The 23,651-nt window shown below is 67.7% G+C and carries 19 protein-coding genes; 7 read left to right on the plus strand and 12 right to left on the minus strand.

Going from position 1 to position 23,651, the window contains the following annotated elements; all coding sequences use genetic code 11:
• The first annotated feature begins 46 nt into the window (after window positions 1–46).
• Genes PMI02_RS01115 through PMI02_RS01130 form a run of 4 tightly spaced genes read left to right on the plus strand, consistent with a single transcriptional unit; the run spans window position 47 to window position 6,913 of the window.
• A complete protein-coding gene (locus tag PMI02_RS01115; RefSeq protein ID WP_007677507.1) occupies window positions 47–895 on the plus strand; it encodes a fumarylacetoacetate hydrolase family protein in 849 nt (282 codons plus the stop codon).
• Between the two features lie 57 nt (window positions 896–952).
• Window positions 953–1,681: an SDR family oxidoreductase gene (locus PMI02_RS01120; RefSeq protein WP_007677510.1), complete on the plus strand. Its 729-nt coding sequence runs from the start codon at window positions 953–955 to the stop codon at window positions 1,679–1,681.
• A gap of 28 nt (window positions 1,682–1,709) precedes the next feature.
• Window positions 1,710–3,719: a hypothetical protein gene (locus PMI02_RS01125; RefSeq protein WP_007677513.1), complete on the plus strand. Its 2,010-nt coding sequence runs from the start codon at window positions 1,710–1,712 to the stop codon at window positions 3,717–3,719.
• Window positions 3,716–6,913 (plus strand): alpha-L-rhamnosidase, encoded by a 3,198-nt coding sequence (locus PMI02_RS01130; RefSeq protein ID WP_007677514.1) that lies wholly within the window; start codon window positions 3,716–3,718, stop codon window positions 6,911–6,913. The genes PMI02_RS01125 and PMI02_RS01130 overlap by 4 nt, the downstream gene beginning before the upstream one ends.
• A 58-nt stretch (window positions 6,914–6,971) precedes the next feature.
• Here PMI02_RS01130 and PMI02_RS01135 read toward each other — a convergent pair whose 3' ends face one another.
• The 11 genes from PMI02_RS01135 to PMI02_RS01185 form a co-directional block, all read right to left on the minus strand.
• The gene (locus tag PMI02_RS01135) at window positions 6,972–9,026 is read right to left on the minus strand and encodes a glycoside hydrolase family 2 protein (protein WP_007677516.1); all 2,055 of its coding nucleotides are present in this window, start codon (window positions 9,024–9,026) and stop codon (window positions 6,972–6,974) included.
• A gap of 11 nt (window positions 9,027–9,037) precedes the next feature.
• The gene (locus PMI02_RS01140; protein WP_007677518.1) at window positions 9,038–10,654 is read right to left on the minus strand and encodes a glycoside hydrolase family 28 protein; all 1,617 of its coding nucleotides are present in this window, start codon (window positions 10,652–10,654) and stop codon (window positions 9,038–9,040) included.
• A 122-nt stretch (window positions 10,655–10,776) separates the two neighbouring features.
• Complete coding sequence (gene lldD / locus PMI02_RS01145) at window positions 10,777–11,907, minus strand: FMN-dependent L-lactate dehydrogenase LldD (protein ID WP_007677519.1); 1,131 nt, start codon at window positions 11,905–11,907, stop codon at window positions 10,777–10,779.
• Complete coding sequence (locus tag PMI02_RS01150) at window positions 11,904–12,704, minus strand: hypothetical protein (RefSeq protein WP_007677521.1); 801 nt, start codon at window positions 12,702–12,704, stop codon at window positions 11,904–11,906. Before PMI02_RS01150 ends, lldD begins: the two co-directional genes overlap by 4 nt.
• Window positions 12,688–13,647 carry a D-glycerate dehydrogenase gene (locus PMI02_RS01155; RefSeq protein WP_007677526.1) on the minus strand — a complete coding sequence of 320 codons (960 nt, stop codon included), beginning with the start codon at window positions 13,645–13,647 and terminating at the stop codon, window positions 12,688–12,690. The genes PMI02_RS01150 and PMI02_RS01155 overlap by 17 nt, the downstream gene beginning before the upstream one ends.
• On the minus strand, window positions 13,644–14,810 hold the full coding sequence (locus PMI02_RS01160; protein WP_007677527.1) for a fumarylacetoacetate hydrolase family protein: 1,167 nt from the start codon (window positions 14,808–14,810) through the stop codon (window positions 13,644–13,646). Before PMI02_RS01160 ends, PMI02_RS01155 begins: the two co-directional genes overlap by 4 nt.
• 3 nt (window positions 14,811–14,813) lie before the next feature.
• Window positions 14,814–15,584, minus strand: a complete 771-nt coding sequence (locus tag PMI02_RS01165) for an enoyl-CoA hydratase/isomerase family protein (protein ID WP_007677529.1) — start codon at window positions 15,582–15,584, stop codon at window positions 14,814–14,816.
• A complete protein-coding gene (locus PMI02_RS01170) occupies window positions 15,581–16,702 on the minus strand; it encodes an extracellular solute-binding protein (protein ID WP_007677531.1) in 1,122 nt (373 codons plus the stop codon). The genes PMI02_RS01165 and PMI02_RS01170 overlap by 4 nt, the downstream gene beginning before the upstream one ends.
• The gene (locus PMI02_RS01175; protein ID WP_007677533.1) at window positions 16,699–17,889 is read right to left on the minus strand and encodes a CaiB/BaiF CoA-transferase family protein; all 1,191 of its coding nucleotides are present in this window, start codon (window positions 17,887–17,889) and stop codon (window positions 16,699–16,701) included. The genes PMI02_RS01170 and PMI02_RS01175 overlap by 4 nt, the downstream gene beginning before the upstream one ends.
• Window positions 17,890–17,900: 11 nt before the next feature.
• Window positions 17,901–18,647: an SDR family NAD(P)-dependent oxidoreductase gene (locus PMI02_RS01180; RefSeq protein ID WP_007677535.1), complete on the minus strand. Its 747-nt coding sequence runs from the start codon at window positions 18,645–18,647 to the stop codon at window positions 17,901–17,903.
• The gene (locus PMI02_RS01185; RefSeq protein WP_007677536.1) at window positions 18,644–19,822 is read right to left on the minus strand and encodes an aldose 1-epimerase family protein; all 1,179 of its coding nucleotides are present in this window, start codon (window positions 19,820–19,822) and stop codon (window positions 18,644–18,646) included. The genes PMI02_RS01180 and PMI02_RS01185 overlap by 4 nt, the downstream gene beginning before the upstream one ends.
• A gap of 74 nt (window positions 19,823–19,896) precedes the next feature.
• On the opposite strand from PMI02_RS01185, the gene PMI02_RS01190 reads away from it, so the two are divergent.
• Window positions 19,897–20,256: an L-rhamnose mutarotase gene (locus tag PMI02_RS01190; RefSeq protein ID WP_007677541.1), complete on the plus strand. Its 360-nt coding sequence runs from the start codon at window positions 19,897–19,899 to the stop codon at window positions 20,254–20,256.
• A gap of 19 nt (window positions 20,257–20,275) precedes the next feature.
• Here PMI02_RS01190 and PMI02_RS01195 read toward each other — a convergent pair whose 3' ends face one another.
• Window positions 20,276–21,019, minus strand: a complete 744-nt coding sequence (locus PMI02_RS01195; RefSeq protein ID WP_007677542.1) for a FadR/GntR family transcriptional regulator — start codon at window positions 21,017–21,019, stop codon at window positions 20,276–20,278.
• Between the two features lie 150 nt (window positions 21,020–21,169).
• Here PMI02_RS01195 and PMI02_RS01200 point away from each other — a divergent pair, with 150 nt between their 5' ends.
• The gene (locus tag PMI02_RS01200; RefSeq protein WP_007677543.1) at window positions 21,170–22,324 is read left to right on the plus strand and encodes a mandelate racemase/muconate lactonizing enzyme family protein; all 1,155 of its coding nucleotides are present in this window, start codon (window positions 21,170–21,172) and stop codon (window positions 22,322–22,324) included.
• Window positions 22,324–23,580, plus strand: a complete 1,257-nt coding sequence (locus PMI02_RS01205) for an MFS transporter (protein WP_238538937.1) — start codon at window positions 22,324–22,326, stop codon at window positions 23,578–23,580. Before PMI02_RS01200 ends, PMI02_RS01205 begins: the two co-directional genes overlap by 1 nt.
• Window positions 23,581–23,651: the final 71 nt, after the last annotated feature.

Genomic DNA, 23,651 nt, shown 5'->3' on the forward strand with positions numbered 1-23,651 from the left:
GCAGCTGTCTATGCTGCAGGCAGATTTAGATGAAAGGATGCCACGAATGAAACTGTGCCGGGTCGGGGAAGCTGGAAACGAGCGCCCCGCGATGATCGATGCCGATGGCGCCATCCGCGATCTTTCCGCCCATGTGGCCGATATCGATCCGGTGGCCATCGGGCCCGCGGGTCTTGCACGCCTCGCGGGGATCGACCCGGCTTCGCTGCCGCTGGTCGAAGGACCGGTGCGGCACGGCCCCTGCGTGGTGGGAACGCGCCAGTTCGTGGCTATCGGCCTCAATTATGCGGACCATGCGGCCGAATCGAACCTGCCGATCCCCGAGGAACCGGTGGTGTTCAACAAGTGGGTCAGCTGCATCCAGGGGCCGAACGACCCGGTGACGATTCCCCGCGGTTCGCGAAAGACCGATTGGGAAGTGGAACTAGGCGTCGTCATCGGCACCGAGGCGTACAATGTCGACGAAGCCTCGGCGCTGGAACACGTTGCAGGCTACTGCGTCATCAACGACGTGTCGGAACGCGAGTGGCAGCAGGAGCGCGGCGCTACCTGGGACAAGGGCAAGGGCTTCCCTGGCTTCGGTCCGATCGGCCCTTGGCTGGTCACGGCTGACGAGGTGGGTGACCCACAGGCGCTCGGCATGTGGCTGGAGGTCAACGGCAAGCGCGTGCAGAACGGTAGTTCCTCGACGATGATCTTCACCGTCGCGCAGATCGTCTCGTACCTCAGCCAGATCATGACGCTGCTGCCGGGCGACGTCATCACCACCGGCACTCCCCCGGGCGTGGGCCTCGGTCAGAAACCTGAGCCCTGGTATCTCAAGGCCGGCGACGTCGTGACGCTCGGCATCGAGAAACTGGGCGAACAGCGGCAGGAGTTCGTCGCCTACGATTGACAGCGACTGCCCCATGCGCTTAATTCATAATACGTATTATGTAATGATGGAGAGGGTATGGGGCGTTTAGCTGGCAAGACCGCACTGGTCACGGCTGCCGGACAGGGGATCGGCCGGGCCAGCGCGGAGGCTTTCCTACGCGAGGGTGCCCGAGTCATCGCTACCGATATCCGCGCCGACGTGCTGGCCGATTTCGAAGGCGCCGAGACGCTGGTTCTAGACGTGACCGACCCGGAAGCCGTGCAGGCCGCAGCGGCGGCGCATCCTGAAATCGACGTGCTGTTCAACTGCGCGGGCTTCGTCCACCCGGGCACCATTCTCGACTGCGACGAGGATGCTTGGGCGTTTTCCAATACGCTCAACGTGACCGCGCAGTACCGCATGATCCGCGCGGTGCTGCCCAACATGCTCGCGCTCGGGCGCGGCTCGATCATCAACATGTCGTCGGTGGCATCGAGCGTGAAGGCGGTGCCCAACCGCTTTGCCTATTCGACCACCAAGGCGGCGGTGATCGGCCTCACCAAGTCGGTCGCGGGGGACTTCGTCACCCACGGTATTCGCTGCAACGCGATCTGCCCGGGCACGGTGGAAACGCCCTCCCTGCTCCAGCGATTGCGCGACACCGGCGACTTCGAGAAGGCCTATGCCGAGTTCACCGCCCGGCAGGCGATGGGCCGGTTCGGGCGTCCGGCGGAACTGGCGGCGCTAGCGGTCTATCTCGCGTCCGACGAGTCCGCCTTCACCACCGGCGCGATCCATGTGATCGATGGCGGCTGGACCAGCTGAGCTTACATAAAAAATAAGGGAGAGCGAAATGATAGAGGTCCGCCGTATCGCGCGCCGCCTGGCTTTTCTGGCGGCGGGTGTCAGCGCCATGCCGGCCATGGCGCAGGAGCGCGCCGTCGAGGTTCACGTTTCCCCCGAGGGCGACGACCGCAACCCCGGCACCGCAGCTCGGCCCGTCCGCTCGCTCCCCCGCGCGCAGGCGCTGGTCCGGCGCAGCAATGCCAGGGCCGACGTGACGGTGCTGCTCGGCGAGGGGACCTATCGGCTGGACGCGCCGCTGTCGTTCCGCCGCGCGGACGGGGGCCTGGGCGGCCATGCGGTCACGTGGAAGGCGGCCGAAGGCACGCATCCGACGATATCGGGCGGCATGGCGGTGACGGGGTTCAAGCCCTACGACGAGGAGCGCCGCATCTGGGTGGCCGACGTGCCCAAGGGCCTCGACACCCGGCAGGTCTGGGTCGACGGAACGCTGGCCGAGCGCCCGTGGGTGGAAATCCGCGCCGCCGACCTGAAGTTCGACGCGCAGGGCTTTACGATGGTCAACCCTAAGCTCGACTGGCTTTCCACGCTCGCGCGCCCGGACCGCGTCGAAATGGAGGCGACCGGCTTCTTCACCGACCGCATTTCGCCGGTGAAGGGGATCGAGGGCAAGCACGTCACGATGCAGCAGCCCGCCTGGGACAACAACACCTGGGGCTACGACACGATCTCCAAGCCGATCTTCCCCGACGACAGCCGCCTGTTCCTTTCGGGCGCGCTCGAGTTCGTGGGCAAGGCGAACGAGTGGCACTCGCGCCCCTACCAGTGGGTGATCGACCCGCAGGCGGGTAAGCTCTACCTGCGCATGAGGCTGGACGAGGACATCGCCGGGCGCGAGGTGATCATGCCCCGTCTCGAGGCGCTCGTCTCCATCGCCGGTACGCCGGATGCGCCGGTCGAGCGGCTGCGGTTCGAGGGCTTGCGCTTCTCGCATACGAGCTGGCTGGGCCCGTCACGCCCCACCGGCTATGCCAACCAGCAGAGCGGCGCGTTCCTTTACGAAACCACGTCGATCCGCCCCGCCGATGCCTGGCAGAGCTGCGGCTGGGGCTGCGTGGAGTTCGAATCCATGCGCCAGAAATGGCACCAGATGCCCGCCGCCGTGCAGGTCTCCGCCGCGCGCGACGTGACCTTCGCGGACAACACGTTCTCGCAATTGGGGCAGGTGGCGCTCGGCATCGGCAACGATGCCAATGCCAATCTTTCGGGCGTTGGGCTCGCGACGCAGGGCGTGCGCGTCACCCGCAACCGCTTTGCCGTGCTGTCGGGCAGCGCGGTCATGGCGGGAGGCGTGCGGATCGAGGCGCATCACCCGGATGACCCCAAGCTTGTCAACCGCGACATCGCGATCGAGGACAACACCATCGTCACCGTCAGCCAGGACTACAAGGACAATGCGGCGATCCTGACCACCTACATCACCGGCACGCGCATCGCGCACAACGACGTCAGCGATGCGCCGTACGACGGCATCGCCGTCGGCTGGGGCTGGGGCTACAACGACGCGGGCGGCAATCCGAACTACGACGAGAACGCGCACGGCTACGTCCACAACACGAAGTTCACCACCCCCACGACGCTGCGCGACACGGTGGTCGAGGGCAACCGCATCCACGGCGTGAAGACTTGGTTCATGGACGGCGGGGCGATCTACAACCTCTCGGCCAATCCCGGCTCGGTGATCCGCGGCAACCACATCTTCGACATCGGCAACAGGATCGCGATCTATCTCGACGAGGGATCGAAGCACTTCAAGATCACCGGCAACGTCGTCGAGACCGGCGGCAAGTGGCTCAACATCAACACCGCCGGAGCCATGTACAAGCGCCGCATCTCCACCGACAACGTGGCGACCGGCAACTGGCATACCGTCAACACCACGGGGGGGCGCTGGCTGGAAGAGATCGGCAATACCGCGAAAGACAACCCGCTGGTGGCTGACCGCAACTGGCCCCCCGAGGCACAGGCCGTGATCGACGGCGCCGGGGTGCGCAAGTGACCGGGCTCGATCGCCGCACACTGCTCAAGGGTGCGGGCGCTCTGGGCGCCGCTGCCGGGGTGCCGCTGCACTCGGCGCTGGCACAGGAGGCGGCGCCGCTGCGTATCGTCGATCTGCGCGCTGAGTCCCTGGTCGATCCCATCGGCCTGGACCAGCAGGACGTGCGCCTGTCGTGGCGGCTGGAAAGCGAGCGGCGCGGCGTGACGCAGGCGCGCTGCGAAGTGCAGGCGGCCTCGTCCCTGGCGTTGCTGGAGGCGGGAACGCCCGACCTATGGCACGCGGGCGAAGTGCTCACCCAGCGTAGCATGGACATGGGTTGGCTCGGCGCGCCGCTCAAGTCGCGGCAGAAGGTCTACTGGCGCGTACTCGTGCGGGACGACGCCGGCGCGCGGGCAACCAGCCCCGTCGCGAGCTTCGAGATAGGGCTTCTCGACAAGGCGGACTGGCAGGCGCAATGGATCGAGGCGCAGACGGACCTCGAACGGGCGGACCGCGCCGCAGGTCTCGTCTGGATGCGCGGCGATCGCACGCAGGACGAAAGCCCACGCTTCTTCCGCATGGCCTTCGACCTCGCCAAGGCGGAGGAAGTGACGCTGTTCACCGCCGCCAACTTCAAGTCGACGCTCTGGCTCGACGGCGCGCAAGTCGAGGTCCCGGTCGGCTTCAAGCGCTTCGGCATCGACCCGGTGGCAGTGACCACGCGCCGCCTCGAGGCGGGCCACCATGTGCTCGGCTTCCGAGTGGAAAACCCGCGCGGGTTCAACGGCCCCAAGATCCACGAGATCGCCGCCACGGCAATGATCCGCGCCGGCGACCGGCGCATCACCAGCGGGACGATGCGCACCTCCGTCCATGCCCCCGACGGCTGGTCTGCCGTGTCTTTCGACGATGCGCGCTGGGAGCAGGCGGCCCGCTCCGCCGACCAGCCGCAGGCCTGGCCGCGCAGCGGCGCCTACATGTTGCGGCGTGAGTTCAAGGTTGCCAAGCCGGTGCGCCAGGCGCGCCTGCGCATGACGGCGCTCGGCGCTTACGTGGCCGAGATCAACGGCCAGCGCATCAGCGACGTCTGCCTCGCGCCCGAAAGCAGCGATTTCCGCCTGACCGCCCTTTACCGCACGTATGACGTGACCGCGCTGCTGCGCTCCGGTCCCAACGCCATCGGCGCGATGCTGGGCGAGGGCTGGTACGGCAGCTATCACGCGCCGGCCGGGCGCTATGCCTTCGGTGATCCGCCGCTGCGGCTGTTCGCGCAGCTGGAGATCGAGCACACGGACGGCACCCGCTCGCTCGTGGTGACGGACAAGGACTGGCAGCTGCACACCGAAAGCCCGGTGACCCAGGCCGAAATCTACTACGGCGAGGACTACGACGCCCGCCTGGAACAGCCCGGCTGGTCGAGCCCCGGTTTCCGGGGGAAGGGCTGGGTGCCCGCCCGCATCGGCAAGACCCCGCCCTGCGCGCTCGTGGCTCACGTCGGCCCGCCGCTGCGCCCGATCGAGCGCATGGCTGCGAAGTCGATCATCAGCTTCGACGGCGACCGGCACGTCGTCGATTTCGGGCAGAACTTCGCGGGCTGGGTGGAACTGAAGGCCACCGGAACGGCGGGGCAGCAGGTATCGCTGAAGTTCGCCGAGATCCTCGGGCCGGACGGCCGCGTCGACCAGGCCAACTTGCGCTCGGCGCGCTGCGCCTGTCTCTACACCCTGCGCGGCGATCCGGCTGGCGAGACGTACCAACCGCACCTCACCTATTTCGGCTTCCGCTATGTCGAGGTCAGCGGGCTCGGCCGCGCGCCCACGGCGGCCGCAGTCGCGGGCATCGTCGTCTCCAGCGCCTTGCCCGAGACCGGCCGCCCGCTGATCGAGAACCGGATCATCCAGGGCCTGTGGCAGAACAGCCGCTGGAGCCAGCGCTCCAACTTCTTCGGCGTCCCCACCGATTGCCCGCAGCGCGACGAGCGTCTTGGCTGGACTGGCGACGCCAACGTGTTCTGGGACGCGGCGGCCTTCACGATGGATGTCGGCCCCTTCACCCGCCGCTTCATGGGCGACATGCGCGACGCGCAAGGGGAGCGCGGAGAGTTTCCGGACTATGCGCCTTCGGGCTGGCGCGACCAGTTGCTCGGCGCCTCGCCCGGCTGGGCGGATGCGGGGGTGATCCTGCCGTGGACGGTCTGGCAGCGCTACGGCGACACCTCCATCGTCGAGCGCAACTGGTCGGCGATGACCCGCTACATGCGCTTCATCGCCGACAACAACCCGGACCACGTCTGGCGTGCCTTGCGCGGCTACGACTACGGCGACTGGGTCGCTCTCGACGCCAAGGAACCGGGCGACGAGACCACGCCCAAGGACCTCATCGCTACGGCCATGTGGAAACGCTCGGCCGACGCGATGGCGCAGATGGCGCGCGGGGCGAAGCGCCAGCCGGAAGCGGAGCGATACGAGCAGCTGTCAAAGGAAATTGCTGGAGCATTCGCCGCAGCATTCGTGAGGCCCGACGGCAGCCTCGGCAACGGATCGCAATGCGGGTATATCCTAGCGCTGCGCTTCGGGCTGGTGCCCGAGAACTTACGCGCGGCGGCGACGGCGAAGCTGGTGGCCGACATCCGGCGGCGCGGCACGCTGCTGTCCACTGGGTTCCTCGGCACTCCCTTCAGCCTCGATGCACTGGCGGAACAAGGCGAGCATAGGCTGGTCTACGACCTGCTGCTGCGCACGGCGTTCCCGTCCTGGGGCTACATGATCGCCAAGGGCGCGACGACGATCTGGGAGCGCTGGAACGCCGACATGGCGGACCCGTCGATGAACTCGTACAACCACTATGCGCTAGGCGCGGTGACGGGCTTCGTGTTCCGCCGCATCGCCGGGATAGACCCGCTGGACGCCGGCTTCCTCAAGTGGCGCTTCGACCCGGTGCTCGACCCGCGCCTGCCGCGCGGCGGGGCGAGCTACGACAGCGTACTGGGGCGCATTGTCACCGACTGGACGTTCGCGGCCGGACGCTTCGAGGCGCGGATCGTGGTGCCGGCCAACTCGCGCGCGCAGGTGTGCCTGCCAGCACGGTCCTCAGAGGCGGTGCGCGAGGGTGGCCGGCCGGTCATGGGCGCGCCGGGGATCGATGTCGGCGGCGTGCGCGGTGACCGCTTCGTGGTGGAAGTCGGTTCGGGCGAGTATCATTTCACCGCGGGATAGAGACAAATAGCTCCGGCATTGCGAGCGCAGCGGAACTGCTCTCGCAATGCTCGGGTAGTCAGGGCCGCGTCACCCAGTTCCATTCCACCGCATCGCCGAGCGCACCCGAGCGCGCTTCCACCCGGTTCGTGCCCGGCGCGAGGTCGATGGTCCAGGCGGCGATGTGGTCCTCCACCGGCACCTTGGTCCATGCCGCGCCGTTCAGGCGCATCTCCACCTCCGCACGGTTGGTGAACACCTGTGCCACAACCTGCTGCGTACGCTTGTTCACGTCGCGGCGGCTGGCGATGTGCAGCATGGGCGTGTCCGACCAGTTCGCCTGGTACCAGTACCATGCGTCCTTGCGCACCTTGCGGTCCTCGGTGACGAGCCCCTTGTCGTTGATCGCCGGGCGGTCCCCCTCGTTGCGTTTGAACGAGGGGTAGTCGATGCCGACCCACACGAAGGTGGACCACAGGAACGGCCGCTTCTTCATCTCGCGCCAGTGCTTGACGTGGAAGTCGGTCTGGTACTGTTCCGGGTGCCAGTAACCGTTGGATTCCGGGCGTTTCATGACCGGGTCTTCCTGGTGCAGCACGCTGGCACCCGCGCCGTATTCGCTGACGCCGATGGGGCGAGTGGGCAGCTTGGCGTGGAGTTCGTCCGCCCAAGGGCCGATATCCTCCGACTTGGTCCAGTACCACCCGAAGTAGCGGTTGTAGGACACCGTGTCGCTGTGCTGGGCGATGGGGTCGCCGTCTTCGAGGCAGCAGTGTGCGTAAGTCGTCGGCCGCGTCGGGTCGAGCGTCTTAGCGGTCGCCTGCAGTTCAGTGAGGATGCGGTTGGAGGCCGCGTCCGACTTGCGGATTTCGTTGCCGATGCCCCACAGCGCCACGGACGGGTGGTTGCCGGTCTGCGTGATAAGCTCCCGCATCTGCTCGACGAGGTTCTCTCGAAAGGCGTCGGAAGGATCGTGGTCGTCGATCAGCGGCACTTCGGTGAGCACCAGCAAGCCGAGTTCGTCGGCCCGCTCGTAGACACGGCTCGGGTGCTGCATGTGGGCGAGGCGCAGGCCCGTGGCGCCCATCTCGGCGAACAGGCCGAGGTCCTCGTCGATCTCGGCGTCGGTCACCACCGGCCCCCGCCCGAAGCGCGTTGGAAGCTGGAGGTTCACCCCATGCAGCGGGTAGGGCGCGCCGTTGAGCAGGAACGTGCCGTCCTTACGGACCGCGACCGTACGCACGCCCAGGGGCACGCTCGTACTGTCGACCAAGCGGCCGTTCTCGGTGATGTCAGTGACGACGCGGTAGAGGTACGGTGCCTTAACGCCCTGCCACAACCGCGCATTGCGCAGGGCGAGGGACTGGTCGAGCTTGCCGGTCGCGCCCGCCGCCAGTTGCATCGGCCGGGCAGCCCGCGCGACCACCTTGCCCGATGCGTCGAGGATACGACTGGCGACGGCGAAGTTGGCCGGCGCGCTGCGGTCGTTGTTTAAGGATACCGACAACGCTACCGCCGCGTCGCGCCCCTTCAGCGCCGTGGTGCGGGCCTGTACGCCCGGTCCCGCGTGGTCGAGGCGATCGAACGCGAGGCCGTCCTCCTCGATCAGGGCGACCGGGCGGGCCAGGCCGCCGAAAACGTTGAAGTCCCCATTGAGCGGCGCGATCTGCGTGTCGCGCGCATTGTCCACTCGCACCGCGAGCAGGTTGGGGCCGTCGCGCAGCGCGTCCGTGGCATCGAATCGGAACGCGCCGTAGCCTCCCTGGTGCGCACCAAGGCGCTTACCGTTCAGCCAGACTTCGGCCTTGAGCGAAACACCGGCGAAGTCGATCAGATAGCGTTTCCCGACCTCGGGGCGGCCCTGGAAGTTCAGGCGATACCACGCCGGACCGCGGTAGTAGACGCCCTCCGGCTCGCCGCGCGCCTTCGCGCCGCCGATGCCGGAATCGGCGGCGTTGTAGGTGTGCGGGACCGAGACGACCTGCCATGCGCGGTCGTCGAAGGCGGGAGCCTCGGCGCCGGCGGCGTCGGCCTTCACGAAGTGCCAGCCTTCCGTCAGCGGGCGCTCGCTGGCGGCCAGGACCGGCAGGGGCGCGGAAGCGAGCAGGGCGGCGAGGAAAGGTCGCAGAAGCATCGGGGAAACCCTTAGGAAAGTTTGGTGACGTCGCCGATGGCGATGCCGCTGCTGGCGGTGGAGCGGACCGCATCGCTGCGGTCGCGGGTGGAGCGCAGGCCGTCGACCACCGCGCCGGCCACGTCGTCGAACACCACGGCCGGACGCGCGTCGGGCGCGGCGACGCCGAAGGTGACGTCCTTCAGCACCACGTTGCGGGCGTGGCGCACGTAGAGGCCGTGCGCCGGGAACGTGCCCATGAAGCTCGGCTCGAGGCTGGAGGCAGGGCGTTCCGGGATCGACCGTGCGGCGTCCTCGGCCGTGCCGCCGCCGGCCGATCGGACATGTACGTCGGAGAGGGTCACATCCTCGACCGGCTGACCGGGATTGCCGACGATACCACAGGCGTAGGGGCCCGGCGCGCCCGAGACATTGATGCCGGAGAAGCGCACCCGCCGCACCCGGGACGGGCCGGTCCCCACCGGCGCGCGGTTGCGCGCAGCGAGGCGCACGAAGATCGGATGGTTGACCGGATTGCGCAGGTTGATGTCGCGGAAGGTCACGTCCTCCAGCACGCCGCCGTCGATCGCGCCCAGCTGCAGCCCGCGCGTGTTGTCGCAGGTGCAGTCCGCGATCAGGATATTGCGGAACCCCGTGGCGGAGTCGGTGCCCAGCTTGATCCGGCCCAGCACGCCCACGTCGTCCACAGAGCGGTAGGGCGAGGGCCGATAGGTGCCGTCCACCAGCGATCCTAGGTCGTAGCCGCTGGTCTTGCAGCCGATCACAGAGACTTCCTCGCAAAACACCGGCTCGTTCAGCGCGTAGCTGCTCTTGAGCACGATGGCGTCGTCCTTGGGCGCGTTGACCACGCAGGCCGTCACGCGCACGTCGCGGCAGCAGTCGATGTCGATGCCGTCGCGGTCGGTGTCGACGGTGAGGTTGTCGATCGTCACATTGCGCGATCCCAGCACGTAGCAGGCGAAGTGGCCGCCCTGCAGGATCGTGAAGTCGCGCAACAGGACGTTGCGGCAGCGCTTGAGTGCCACCGCCTTGTTGCCGCGCCCTTCGTAGGCCATCTCGCGCGGGATGGCGCGGCGCGCGGCGTCGGCGGACAGGCCCTGTTCCTCCGGCGACTTCCAGCCGGCGATCCCGTGCCAGCGCGGTGCCGGTCCCTCGCGGTCGAGGCCGAGGCCGTGGATCATCCCGCGGCCGATGATGGCCACATCGGTCAGGTCGATGCCATAGATGAGCGCATTGCGAAAATGGGCGACGCCATAGTCGATGTATTGCTCCTCGTAGACGCCTTCGGGCAGGTCGTAGGCGCCCTTGTGGCGGCGCGGATCGGCAGCCTCGATCACGCTGCCCGGCATCAGCAGCAAGGTGACGTGGCTGCGCAGGCGGATCGAAAAGCACAGGTAATGGCCTGGAGGCACGACGACCGTGCCGCCCCCGGCGTCGCCGGCGGCGGCGATGGCGCGGTTGAAGGCGTCGGAATCGATCGCTGTGCCGTCGCCTCTGGCGCCCTGGTCGCGGACGTCGTGGAAGCCGGAGAGGGACCCGGCAGCGCGTACCGGCGCGGCGCTCATCGCGAAAGCCGCGCCCATGCCCAACGTCATGGCGCGGCGGCTGAACTCCGCCCGTTCGATCACGCGGTTCAATTCCTGCTCCCTAAGACTTATGTTGTATGACGTATTACATAAGTCTTAGGCGGATGCCAAGAGCGACCTTGGTCATCTTCGGAAAGGAGTGTGCTGATAGGTCAGACGCCACTTCACACCAGCATGTCGCTCCCGATGTCCTTCACAGAGGTCACGCCGCTCAACGCCATGGTCAGCTTCATGCCCTGCGCGATCAGGTCGAGCAGCTTGGCCACGCCGTCTTCACCGCCCGCCGCCAGTGCGTAGATATAAGCACGGCCCAGCAGCACGCCTCGCGCGCCGAGCGCCAGCATGCGCACGACGTCGAGGCCAGTGCGCACGCCGCCGTCGACCAGCACCGTCAGCTGGTCGCCGACTGCATCGGCGATGGCGGGAAGAGCCTCGGCGGTGGAGAGCGTACCGTCGAGCTGGCGGCCGCCGTGGTTGGAGACGATCACCCCGTCCGCGCCGAGCCGCACCGCGTCGCGCGCGTCGGCAGGATCGAGCAGGCCCTTGACGATCATCTGCCCTTGCCAGAAATCGCGGATCCATTCGAGGTCGGACCAGGTGATAGACGGGTCGAAGTTCTCGCCCAGCCAGCCGATGTAGTCGGCAAGGTCGGTGGGTTTTTCCCGGTAGTGAGAGATGTTGCCGAGATCGTGCGGGCGGCCCAGCAGCCCCACGTCCCAGGCCCAGCGAGGATGCGTCACAGCCTGGAGCATCCGGCGCATCGGCGCGGCGGGGCCGCTCATGCCAGAATGGGCATCACGGTAGCGCGCGCCGGGCAGCGGCATGTCGACGGTGAAGACCAGCTTGGTCACGCCCATCGCCTGTGCCCGCTCCAGCGCGTGCCGCATGAAGCCGCGATCCTTGAGCACGTAGAGCTGGAACCAGATCGGCGCGCCGCTGGCGGCGATCACGTCGGCCAGCGGGCAGACGCTGACGGTGGAGAGGATGTAGGGCACGTTCGCCTTGCGCGCCGCCCGGGCGACCTGCAACTCGCCGCGCCGCCGCATCATGCCGCCAAGGCCGATCGGGGCGAGGAGGACGGGCATCGCCATGGCTTCGCCCAGGATTTCGGTTTCGAGGCTGAGCGCCGACACGTCGCGCAGCACCCGCTGGCGCGGCCGCACCGATTTCAGCGCGCTGCGGTTGGCCTCCATCGTTTCCTCCGAGAAGGCGCCGCCGTCGACGTAGTCGAACAGGAACGGCGGCAGGCGGCGGCGGGCGGCCTCGCGAAAGTCGAGCGGGGAGGATACGATCATGGAATGTCCCTGAGGCTGCGGTCGGGGGCGAGACGGAGCACGAGGTCGGCCCGGCCGGGCATCTCGGCAAGGATGTAGCGGGTAAGCCGTTCGTAATGCTGCACAAAACGATCGAGCGCGGTTTCGTCCATGACGCGGGTCTGAGCGTCGGTGGTGCTGGCACGCAATGCGTCCTCCTGCTGCCCGCGCCAGCCGCGCACCACCTCAAAGCCGGGCGCGGCGAGCAGGACGAGGCGGTCTATGCGAGCATTAAGGTGGGCGTAAGGGCCGTGCAGCAGGGCATTGACGTGGCTGCGCCAGATCCCGTCCGGGTCCTCATCGCGTTCAAGGGCGTTGACCGGCACGGCCAGCGCGTCCGCCTGCTGAGGGCGGGCACCGACGCACCAGCCCTCGAAGATGAGCAGGTCGAGACTGCCGGGAACGGCCTCTCCGGCGTTCGCGGGCTCGTCACGGGCCTTGTCGAAGCGGGGCATGATGACGGGCTCGCCCGCGCCGACGGCGTCGAGCAGGGCAGCGCCATGCGCCGCGTCGTGCGTGCCGGGCACGCCGCGCGTGGCGAACAGCGGGTGGACGTCGCGCGCCAGTTCGACACGGGCGGCGCGGCCGAGGTAGAGGTCGTCGAGCGAGAGGATCGCGGCGCGGCGGCCCTGCGCCTCCATCCGGGTCTTGAGGTCTCCGGCCAGCGTTGACTTGCCGGACCCCTGCGACCCGCACAGGCCCAGCACCAGCGGGCCGCTTCGCGGCTCCTCCAGCCAGCCCCTGACGGCGGCGGTGACGCGGTCAGAGGACCGGGTCAAGCAGCGGTTCCCCGGCAAAGAACCGGTCGAGGTTGTCGGCGACCTTCATGCCCATCGCGGTGCGCGCCTCGATCGTGGCGCTGCCGAGATGCGGCAGCAGCACGACGTTGGGCAGGGACATGAGCGCGGGATGGACGTTCGGCTCGGCCTCGTAGACGTCGAGGCCCGCCGCCGCGATCCGGCGGGCCGCTAGCGCCTCGGCCAGCGCCGCTTCGTCTATCAGGGTGCCGCGCCCCGTGTTCACCAGCACGGCATGGGTGGGCATCCGGGCGAGCAGCGCGGCATCGACCATGTGCCGCGTCTCGGCGCCTCCGGGAGCGTGGAGGGACAGCATGTCTGCCTGCTCGGTCAGAGCGCCAAGGTCGGGGAAATAGGCGTGCTGAGGCATGTCCGGCGCGGGGCGGCGGCTGTGATAGGCGATGCGCATGCCGAAAGCCTCCGCTCGCTTCGCCGTCGCCCGCGCGATACGGCCGAAGCCGACGAGGCCCAGCAGTTTGCCCGACAGCGACTGCCCGACGAGGTGGGTCGGCCGCCAGCCCGTCCACGTGCCGCTGCGCAGTTCGCGCTCGCCCTCACCGGCACGGCGGCTGGCCATGAGCAGCAGGGTCATGGCAATGTCGGCGGTGGCCTCGGTCAGCACGTCGGGAGTGTTGGTGACAGCAATGCCAAGCTTGCGCGACGCGGCCAGGTCGATGTGCTCGAAGCCCGCGCCGTAGTTGCCGATGATGCGCGCGCGGCGATCGTCGACCGCAAGGACGGCGCGGGTGATGCGGTCTGTGACGGTGGGGCACAGGGCGTCGTGTTCGCGCATCGCAAGGGCAAGCTCTGCGCCGTCCAGGGGCGTGTCGGTGTCGTTCAGGGTCACGTCGTAGCAAGCGGAAAGGCGGGCTTCCACGGCGTCCGGCCAGCGGCGGGTGAGGAAGACTTTCGGCTTCGTACTCACAGCAGCCCGCGCCTCGCGAGGTTGCGCATCAGGGCGCCGGCGCCGAAATTCCAAGGCTCGCAGCGGTCGGTATCGGTAACGCGGTTGACCAGCGCGCCCAGCGGACCGGCGGAAATCCGCACCACGTCGCCTACCTTGTGGGTGAAGCCGTGCCCCGGCTCGTCCCGGTCCTGCGTCGGCGCGAACAGCGTGCCGAGGAACAGGACCAGGCCGTCCGGATAGCGGTGATGCGTGTTGCACACCTGCGCCGCGAGGTCCGCCGGAGCCCGGCTGATCTCGCGCATTTCCGAACTTCCCTGCATCACGAAGCCGTCCTCGCCCGTCACTGTCAGCGTCAGGCTTAGGGTCTCGACCGCGGCGAGGTCAAACGCCCCGTCGAACAGGCGCACGAACGGCCCCACAGCGGCGGCGGCATTATTGTCCTTGGCCCTGCCGAGCAGAAGTGCGGAGCGTCCTTCGACGTCGCGAAGGTTGACGTCGTTGCCCAGCGTCGCGCCGACGATTCGGCCGTCCGACGCGAGAACCAGTACGACCTCGGGCTCCGGATTATTCCAGGTCGAGGCGGGATGGACGCCGATCTCCTGGCCGGCGCCGACGCTCGCCATCGGCTGCGCCTTGGTGAAGATCTCGGCGTCGGGGCCGATGCCGACCTCCAGGTACTGGCTCCAGGCCCCGGCATCGATCAGCGCCTGCTTGAGCGCCATGGCCTCGGGCGAGCCGGGGCGCAGCGCGCGCAGGTCGTCGCCGACGAGGTCGCGGACCTGCGCGCGGATGCCCACGGCCGCCTCGGGATTGCCGCGTGCGCGCTCCTCGATCACGCGCTCGAGCATCGAGGTGACGAACGTCACGCCCGCCGCCTTCACCGCCTGGAGGTCTATGGGCGAAAGCAGCGACGGCTGCCCGCGATCGCGCTTTGCCGGGTCGCTGTTGGCGATGATCGGAGCGAGCGGGCCGAGGTCTTCGCCCTGCGCATCACGCAGGGCAACGGCCGGATCGGGCTCTTCGCACAAGTCGTGCGCGGTCGGGAATACGGCGCTGACGTCGACCAGGCGGTCGCCGTCGACGCGCACCAGCGAGGGGCCATCGACGTCGGGACGCCAGACGCGGCCGAACAGCAAGGCGCCCGGATCGGTGGGGAGGATGGCTGCGGTCGAAAGGTCCATGGCTCAGCGCCTCCCGAACACGGGCGCGCGGCGCTCGGCGAAGGCGGCCCGGCCCTCGGAGGCGTCGGCGGTGCCGAAACAGATGGCCTGCAGGTCGCGTTCGTATTCGATGGCCTTGTCGTAGGGCATCTGGTGCGCCGCGCGCAGGTTGAGCTTGGCGGTTTCCGCCGCGATCGGCGCACGCGCGGCGATCTGAGCTGCGATCTCGCGTGCGCGGGGGAGCAGGGCATCGAACTCGGTGACCTCGCTGACGAGGCCCCACGCTTCGGCGCGGGAGGCGTCGACCATCTCGCCGGTGTAAAGCATCAGCGCCGCGTTCGACATGCCGACCGAGTGGGCAAGGCCCACGGCCATTCCGCCGCCGCCGATCCAGCCCAGCTTGATCTCGGGAGCGGCGAAGCGGGCGTTGCTGGACGCGATGCGGATGTCGCAGGCCATCGCCGTCTCTAGCCCGCCGCCCAGCGCATAGCCGTTGATCGCGGCGATCACCGGCTTGCGGCAGGCTCGCAGGGCGTCGCAATAGTCCTGCCGGTTGCGGAAGTCCCAGGGCGTTGCATAGGCGTCGAGCGTCGAGATGTCCGAGCCGGCACTGAACGCCTTCTCGCCCGCGCCGGTGACGATGACCACGCGCACGTCGTCGGAGGTGTTGCAGGTAGTCACGGCCGCGACGAGCGCGGCTGCCATGTCCGGGGTCATGGCGTTAAGCTTTTCCGGGCGGTCGAGCACGATGGTGGCGACGTGCTCGGCGATGTCGAAGCGCAGGTTGGCGCTCATGTCTCGGTTCCCCTGATGTAATGGCGGGTGAAGGCGGCCTCGACCCCGGCGAGGACGAGCGCGGCGGGTTCCCCCGCAAGCAGCCCGTCGCGCAGGCGTGCGGAGGCTTCGGTCTGGAAGGCGATGGCACCGTCGTGGCGCGGTCGCAGCGAGGCCGTTTCCAGCGTGGCGCGGGTGGCGGCGTAGAACCCGCCCCACTCGGCATCGACGGCGGGATCGGCCCAGGCGCCGCGCAGCGCCGGCTGGCCTTCGTGGGCGGGGATGAAGCGGGTTTGGGCCTCCTCGCTCATGAGCCAGGAAAGATGCGCGCGCAGTTCGTCGGTGATCTCGCAGCGGCGCGAGACGGCGATGCCGGTGCCGCCTAGGATCGAGCCGATCCCGGCGGGGCCACGCGGCGCGTCGGCAAAGGCGACGCCGTCCTTCGCATAGTTCACGTAGCCGTAGACCAGCGGCACCAGCGCAAGGTCTTCGCCGCGCGCGAGGGCGTCCAGTAGCGCGATGGGGTTCTGGGTGATCCGGGCGCGGGTGGCCTCGCCGGTCAATGCGGCCATGAGATCGTAGGCTTCGCGGCCGACGTGTGGATCGACGAAGGCGTTTTCCGGCCGCGCGCCGGCATGGAGCGAGGCGACGATGGACTGGAACGTCAGCGCCGCATGCGGGCCGGACAAGGACAGCGCCACCGGCTCGCGGCTAGCGAGGTCGGCTATCTCGGCCCAGGTCTCCGGCGGGGTTTCGACGCGCGCGGGGGCGTAGGCCATGACCTGGCTCGCGGCGTCGAGCGGCAGCGCCCAGTGGCGTTCGCCATAGCGATAGCTCGATAGCGACGGTCCGATCGCCGAGGCATCGAGGCCGGTGACCATGGCCTCGCCCATCACATCTTCCATCGGAACCAGACTGCCGTGCGCGACCGCCTCGCCGACATGCGGGTGGTCGAGAACGATGAGGTCGTAGCGCTCGGCCAGGTCGGCGATGGGGTGGGATTCGAACCCTTCGAGGGGGTGGCGGTCCCATGCGATCGACAGGCCGTGTCCGGGCGCGATGGTTTCGGCGGCGGCCTCCAGCGCGCGGTAGCCGCGCGGGTGGTCCCAGGTGAGGCCGCGATAGGCAGGCGCGCTCATGCGTGCTGGCGCACCACGCCGGACTCGATCAACTGCGCGATCTCCTCCGCGCTGCGGCCGCTTTCGCGCAGGATGTCCGCACTGTGCTCGCCCACCAGCGGCGCGCCGCGGGTGATCGCCGAAGGCGTGCGCGAGAAACGGATGGGGAAGCCCGGCACTTTCACGCGGCCTTCGGTGGGGTGGTCGTACTCCACGAACGTACCGTTGTGCTTGATCTGCGGATCGTCGACGAGATCGGCGTAGCCGTAGACGGGGCCGCACCAGATGTCGGCGGCGCGGAACTTGTCGAGCCAGTGCGCGGTTGGCTTGCGGATCAGGTGTTCGCGCAGGCGGGCGAAGATGGCGTCGCGCTGGGTCCAGCCTTCGCGTTCCTCCTCCATGCCGGCGAAGAACGGGTCGTCGAGTTCGCGCGCCAGCGTCTCGAAGCGGGCCATCGCCAGCGTCATATAGCTGTCGGCGGTTTCGAACACGCCGTAGGGCGCGCGGATGTAGCTGTGCGCGTGGGGTTCGGCCGAGCGGGTCTGCGGCTTGCCGCCGACGGTGAAGACCGACAGTTCCTGCATCTGGATCGTGGTGATGGCGTCGAGCATGTTGACCTGCACGAGCTGGCCTTCGCCGGTACGTTCGCGGTGGAACAGCGCGGCGAGCGCACCTTCGAAGGCGCTGTAGGCGGCGATGGCGTCGACGAGGTACTGGCCGGCGGGAGCGGGCGGCGTGCCCTCGCTCCCCGCCGAAAGCATCGCGCCCGACATGCCCTGCAGCAGCAGATCCTGCCCTGGCAGCATGCGATAGGGCCCGTCCTCGCCGTAGCCGGACATCGAGACGTAGATGAGGCGGGGATTGATCGCGCTCAGCGTCGCGTAATCAACGCCGAGGCGCGCCGCCACGCCGGGGCGGTAGTTCTGCAGGAAGACGTCGGCGTCCTTAACCAGGTCGAGCAGCACCGCCTTGCCCTCGGCCGACTTGAGGTCGATCGCCAGCGAGCGCTTGTTGCGGTTGAGCGAGAGAAACGAGACGTTGATGCTGTTGCCCGTCGCTCCGCCGGCCGAGGCATGGCGCTGCCATTCGCCGCTGGTCGGCTCGACCTTGACCACGTCCGCGCCCATGTCGCCGAGGCGCTGGGCGGCGAAGGGCCCAGCCATGGCGATAGAGCAGTCGAGCACGCGAATTCCTTTGAGGATTGTCATTCTCTGGTCCTTCAGGACATGGTCCAGCCGCCGTTGACGTGCAGCGTCTGTCCGGTGATGAAACCCGCCTCGTCGGCGGCGAAGAAGGCGATGGCGTGGGCGATGTCGGACGCGGTGCCGCGCCGCTTGATCGACTGGGCGTCCAGCACCATGCGGTCGTAGCCCTCGGGATCTGGGTGGATCTTCTCAGCGTCGGTAGGGAAGGCGCCGGGCGCGATGGCGTTGACTGTCACGCCCCATTGGCCGAACTCGCGCGCCCAGGCGCGGGTCAGGCCGATCAGCGCACCCTTGGACGCAACGTATGGGGACAGGTTCGCCCAGCCGCCCGAGATGGTGATGCTGGAGATGTTGACGATCCGCCCGAAGCCCTTCGCGCGCATGCCCGGCAGTGCGGCCTGGACCGCGACTATCCCGGCATCGACATTGATGCGCTGGACGAACTGGTGCTCATCGATGGTGTAGTCCTCGAACGGTTTCGAGGGGTAGACCGCCGCATTGTTGATGACGACGTCGATGCCGCCGTGGCTCTCCGCCAGCGCGTCCAGCGTGGGGCGCAAGGCCGCGAGGTCGGCCAGATCGGTGTGCGAGACGGTAAGCCGGCCCGGCCCTCGCCCTTCGGATGCGGTCAGGAGGTTGGCGATCTTCGCGTCGTCATTGTCCAGCGCGATGACGTGCGCACCGCGCTCGATCAGCAGCAGCGTGGTGTCGAGGCCGAGCCCGCCTGCCGCTCCGGTGTAGAGTACGGTGCGGCTCTTCATGCGGCTGCTCCGATTGCCGGGTAGTTGCCGGTGGGGCCGGGGAACTCGTCCTGCGGCTGGAGGGCGGCGCCCTCGATCCGCGTCACGGCAGCGGAGACCGCTTCGGCATCCGGCAGCACGCGCAGGACGGTGTCGTAACGGCGCTCCTCGCCATGTTCGAGCAGGATGAGTTCGCCGCGCTCGCGGGCGAAATCCTTGCCGAGGACATGGTTGGTCGCAGGCTCGATCCCGACCGCGTAATGGCCGGCGTGGAGGTTTTGCCATTCGAACATGCAGGGAAACTGGTCCTTGCGGGTGACCACCGAGAAACCGAAGCCGATCGCCTCGTTGACGATGGCGACTTCGACCCGGGCTGCCGCGTCGGCGGCCATGTCGTGTTGCCAGACCTGTTCGTGGAAATTGACGATTGGCGCGGGCAGGGTGCGATAGCCGACGCCCTGCCTTTCGTAATCGTCGGCGTGCGCGGCCCAGAGCACCTCGCGCACCGGCGCGACGTAGCGCGCTCCCTCCGCCACGACGGGGTGGCCCACGTTGATATGGTAGCAGAACATGTGCGGCGTCGTGTAGAAGCCGTGGTTGACCACGCGGTCGGTCATGCGAATTTCATCGCCGCCTAGGTCGGCCTCGATGCGGCGGATGAGATGCAGGTCCTCACCGAAGACGGTCGACTGGCGCACGATCCCCTCGGCCCAGAAGGTGCAGGCATCGCCTTCCCACCGCTCGCCGTAGCCGGTCAGCTGCGCTGGGATGGTGCCGACACGGCCATGGAGCGACGAGGAGACGACCTCACGCGGGCCGTAGTTGTAGTGCCCTGCCGGGTCGTCGTGCATGAACAGGATGTGGTCGAGGCCGCAGGTGATGTTCAGGCCCGACATGGAGCGGAACCAGCCGAGGCCGCCTTCGCCCTCGTAGTCGTGCAGCGCGGGATTGCGGAAGCCCGAAGGCGAATGCCAGCCCACGGCGCGGCCCGCGTGGTCACACTCAGCGATGTCCATGGCCCGGTCGACCAGCACCGTGAAACGCAGGCCAGATCCGGTGCGGAATTCCAGCAGTCTCACGCCGCGCTCGACGCCGTCGCCCAGCGTCATGAGGCGCACGCCGGCGAACTGCGACAATGATCCGGTACGCTCGGCGAGGTGTCTTTTCGACATCTGCGCGCCATACAGCAAGGCCATGCCTACCCCCTCCATCTTGTAAGACGTATGATGAATACGTAAGGAGGCGGTAGGCGTCAACCGTGGAGAATGGAATGAGCACAATCGTGCGGCGATGCTTCGCCGTGGACCTGGTAGATCAGCCGGAGATGATCGCGCGCTACCGGGCCTGGCACGCGGCGGGTGGGCCTCCCGCCGCGGTGACCGAGGCCATACGCGCGGACGGCGTGCTTGACCTCCAGATATGGATGGTCGGCGACCGGATGTTCATGGTGATGGAGCAGGATGCGGCCATGGCGGCCGATGCCGAGGGCAAGGCGGCGCGGGATGCGGCGAACCCCGAAGTGCAGGCGTGGGATGCGCTGATGCGCACGTTCCAGCGCCCGCTACCCTTCTCGCCGGCCACGACTTGGGTGGAGATGGAGCGGATCTACGCGTTATCGGAGCAGCCTTAGGCGGCTCCGGACGATTTCTTCAGCTTTGGGGGCCGCTTGCCCGGCGCCTTGCCCACGACGATTCGATATGTTCGCGCATGGCTCTCGCTGCGCCATCGGCGTTGCCATCGACGATGGCCTGGTACACCTTGAGATGGGCAGCATGGGTATTGCGAACGTGTTCGACGTTGAGAGTGCCCGAATACCCGTGCGTGTTGAGCGCGCGGGACTGGATTCCATCGATGATCGCCTTGCTGAGCCGGTCGCCCGACATGCGCATGATGACGTCGTGGAAATTCACGTCCTCATGGACATAGGCGGCGGGGGTTTCGATCAAGGCTTCCAGCTTTTCGATCTGAGCCTTCAACTCGGCCCGGCTTTCCACCGTCGCGCGTTTGGCTGCCTTGCCGGCCATCGAGGCTTCCAGCGAGGAGCGGATCTCCGACAGGTTGTCGAGATAGGCGAGCCCATCCTCGCGCCGGAACAATGCGGCCAAGATCATCGGATCGAGGAGATTCCAGGTACTCTGTTCGCGCACGATTGTGCCGCGCCCCTGCAGCGAGACGACGAGGCCCTTCTCGGTCAGGGCAGTGGTGGCTTCCCGCACAACGGTGCGGCTGACACCGAAATGGTCGCAAAGCATGTTCTCGGGGGGCAGGGAAGCGCCCGCCGGATAGACCTCGGTAACGATGGCATTGACCAGTTCCTCGACCACCGCTTCCGCAAGGCGCGGACGCCGCCGCGTCTTTGCGGGGGCTCCCAGGCCGACAACCCTATCCTGCATGCTTTTCCGTACCCTTAGTCCATGGTGATGCGCATCGTTGGCGCCTGATTTACGCTGAACCCACATCACGGAGCGCGTCAAGGCTTGTCAAACGACATAGATCATACATAATATGAATTACGAACAGGGCTTGGGGTAGAGGATTCCCGGATGAAGATCACAGGCTACCGCAGCCTTACCGCATTCCATGACTGGCGACGGCCCGTGGGCGACGTCAACGGCATCGTCGAATCGGGGATCACCGAAGTGCCCGTCCTGCTGGTCGAGACCGATGGTGGACTGACCGGCATCGGGCTGGGCGCGCACCGCGAAATCGACCGCATCTTCCCGGCCGTGGACGGAGCAGACCCACGCGCGGTTTCCACGCTTTATGATTCGATGCTGTCGCATGTTTTCAAGAGCGGACATGCCGGAGCGACTTACGGGACGATCGCCGCGATCGACATGGCGCTGTGGGACCTGAAGGCCAAGATGGCCGACGAGCCGCTATGGCGCACCCTGGGCGCCGGCGACGGCTTTGTGCCGGGTTACGCCTCGGGCTTGTGCTACGGGCTGGAGGACGAGGCTTTCGCCGAGCACTACACTGAATGGGCCGAACGGGGGTTCACCGCGGCCAAGATCAAAGGCGGCCGGGACCTCGACCGCGACATAGCGCGGCTCGAAACCGTGCGCGGCATCCTCTCGCGCAACACGACGCGCCCCGCGCTGATGCTCGACGTGAACGAGGCGTGGAATACCAAGCAGGCGATCCGTCACCTTGCCGAGATCGAGAAGCATATCGACCTCACGTGGATCGAGGAACCGGTCCGACGCTGGGACGCTCCGGGCCACGCCCAGATATCGCGCGCCGCCAGGACGGCGGTCGCGACCGGCGAGAACCTCACCGGGCTGGAGCAATACGCGCCGCTGTTCGACGCCGGCGCGGTCGATATCGTGCAGACGGGCAGCGTCTGGGGTATCACCCATTTCCTGCGAGTGGCGATGGCTGCTCATGCGCGGGGCCTGCCGGTCTCGCCGGTGGCCTACAACGCCAACCCGGTCGCCCATGCTGCGGCGGCCGTGCCAAACATGATCGGCATCGAGGTGCAGGACTTCGCCTTCCCGACCGGCTTCGCGGTCGACCAGCAGATCGCCGATGGCGGCATCGTGCTGGGCGACCGGCCGGGGCTGGGCATCGAGATCGACGAGGCGGCGGTCGCGAGGTCCGCCGCTGCGACCGGCTGGGGCGAACGCGGCGGCCCGCATCGCCGCCCGGCGGGCGCGGGGCTTCGCCTCGTGCCCGAGACGCGGCGGGCTTCGGAATGATGCACGGCGGCGTATCCGAACAGGCGTGGATCACGGGCCGGGCGCGCTGGCGGCTCCAGCTCTCGCTGATGGTCAACTTCTTTCTGCTCATGGGCCTCTACAGCGGCGTGCTGGGCGTGCTGCTGCCTAACCAGATAGCCGAACTCTCGCCCGCGTCGAAGGAGAACAACCTCGCGCTGCTGTTCGCGATCACGTCGATCTTCTCGACGCTGGCGACGCCCATCGCCGGGGCCTTGTCCGACCGCACGCGCAGCCGCTGGGGGCGGCGCTCGCCCTGGATCGCGATCGGCTCGCTGGTCGGTTCGGCCTCGCTGTTCGGGGTTTCGTGGATGACCGGGTTCTGGTCGCTCATGGTACTCTGGGTCATGGCGGCGGTCGCTTACAACGCGATGCAGCCGGCGATGACGACGCTGATTGCCGATCGCTTCGCGCCCGAGACGCGCGGCAGTGTCTCGGGCATCGTCGGCGCCGGGATGACCGCCGGGCTCACCGCAGGCACCGTGGTGGCAGGCTACCTCGCCTCCGAGCGGATGCTGGCCTACGGCCTCTTCGCGGGCGCCATTGCGGTCTCCTGCGTGGCCTTCGTGGCGCTCAACCGCGAGCCACCGAGCGACGCGCTGCCGCGCCGTCCGATCCATTGGCCCACGTTCTTCCAGAGCTTCTGGATCAGCCCCCGCGAGCATCCCGATTTCGCCTGGGCCTTCGCAAGCCGGTTCACGATCTACATGGGATATCAGGCGGTCGCCGCCTATCTCCTGTACATCCTGCGCGACTACGTGGGGCTGGGGGACGATGCCTCGAACCTCGCCATCGCCAACATGGCCATGGTAACGCTGGTGTGCCTCGTGGTGTCGTCGCTGGCGTCGGGCTGGCTGTCCGACCGGATCCAGCGGCGCAAGCCCTTCGTCGTCGGCGGCAGCCTCATCATGGGCGGGGCGATGGTGGCGCCGCTGATCGCGCCCTCGATGGCCGGAATGTGGGTCTACGCGGCCGTCATCGGCGTGGGGTACGGCATGTTCATGTCGATCGACATGGCACTCATGACCCAGGTGCTACCTAAAGCGGCGCTCGGCGACGAGGGCAAGGACCTTGGCGTCCTCACCACCGCCGTGAACATCCCGCAGATCATCAGTCCGGTGATGGCCGCCGTCCTGCTTGGAATCTTCGGCGGCGACTACCGGGCGATCTTCATCGCCGCTGTCGTCTTCGTCCTCGGCTCTGCGCTGTGCGTTCTGCCGATCAAGTCGGTCCGATAATTCATAATATGTATGATGTAATTTGACACAATAACTTTAGCCGGCCATAACGCCGACAAAGAATTTCGAGG

The organism is Novosphingobium sp. AP12, assembly GCF_000281975.1.
Taxonomy (GTDB): domain Bacteria; phylum Pseudomonadota; class Alphaproteobacteria; order Sphingomonadales; family Sphingomonadaceae; genus Novosphingobium.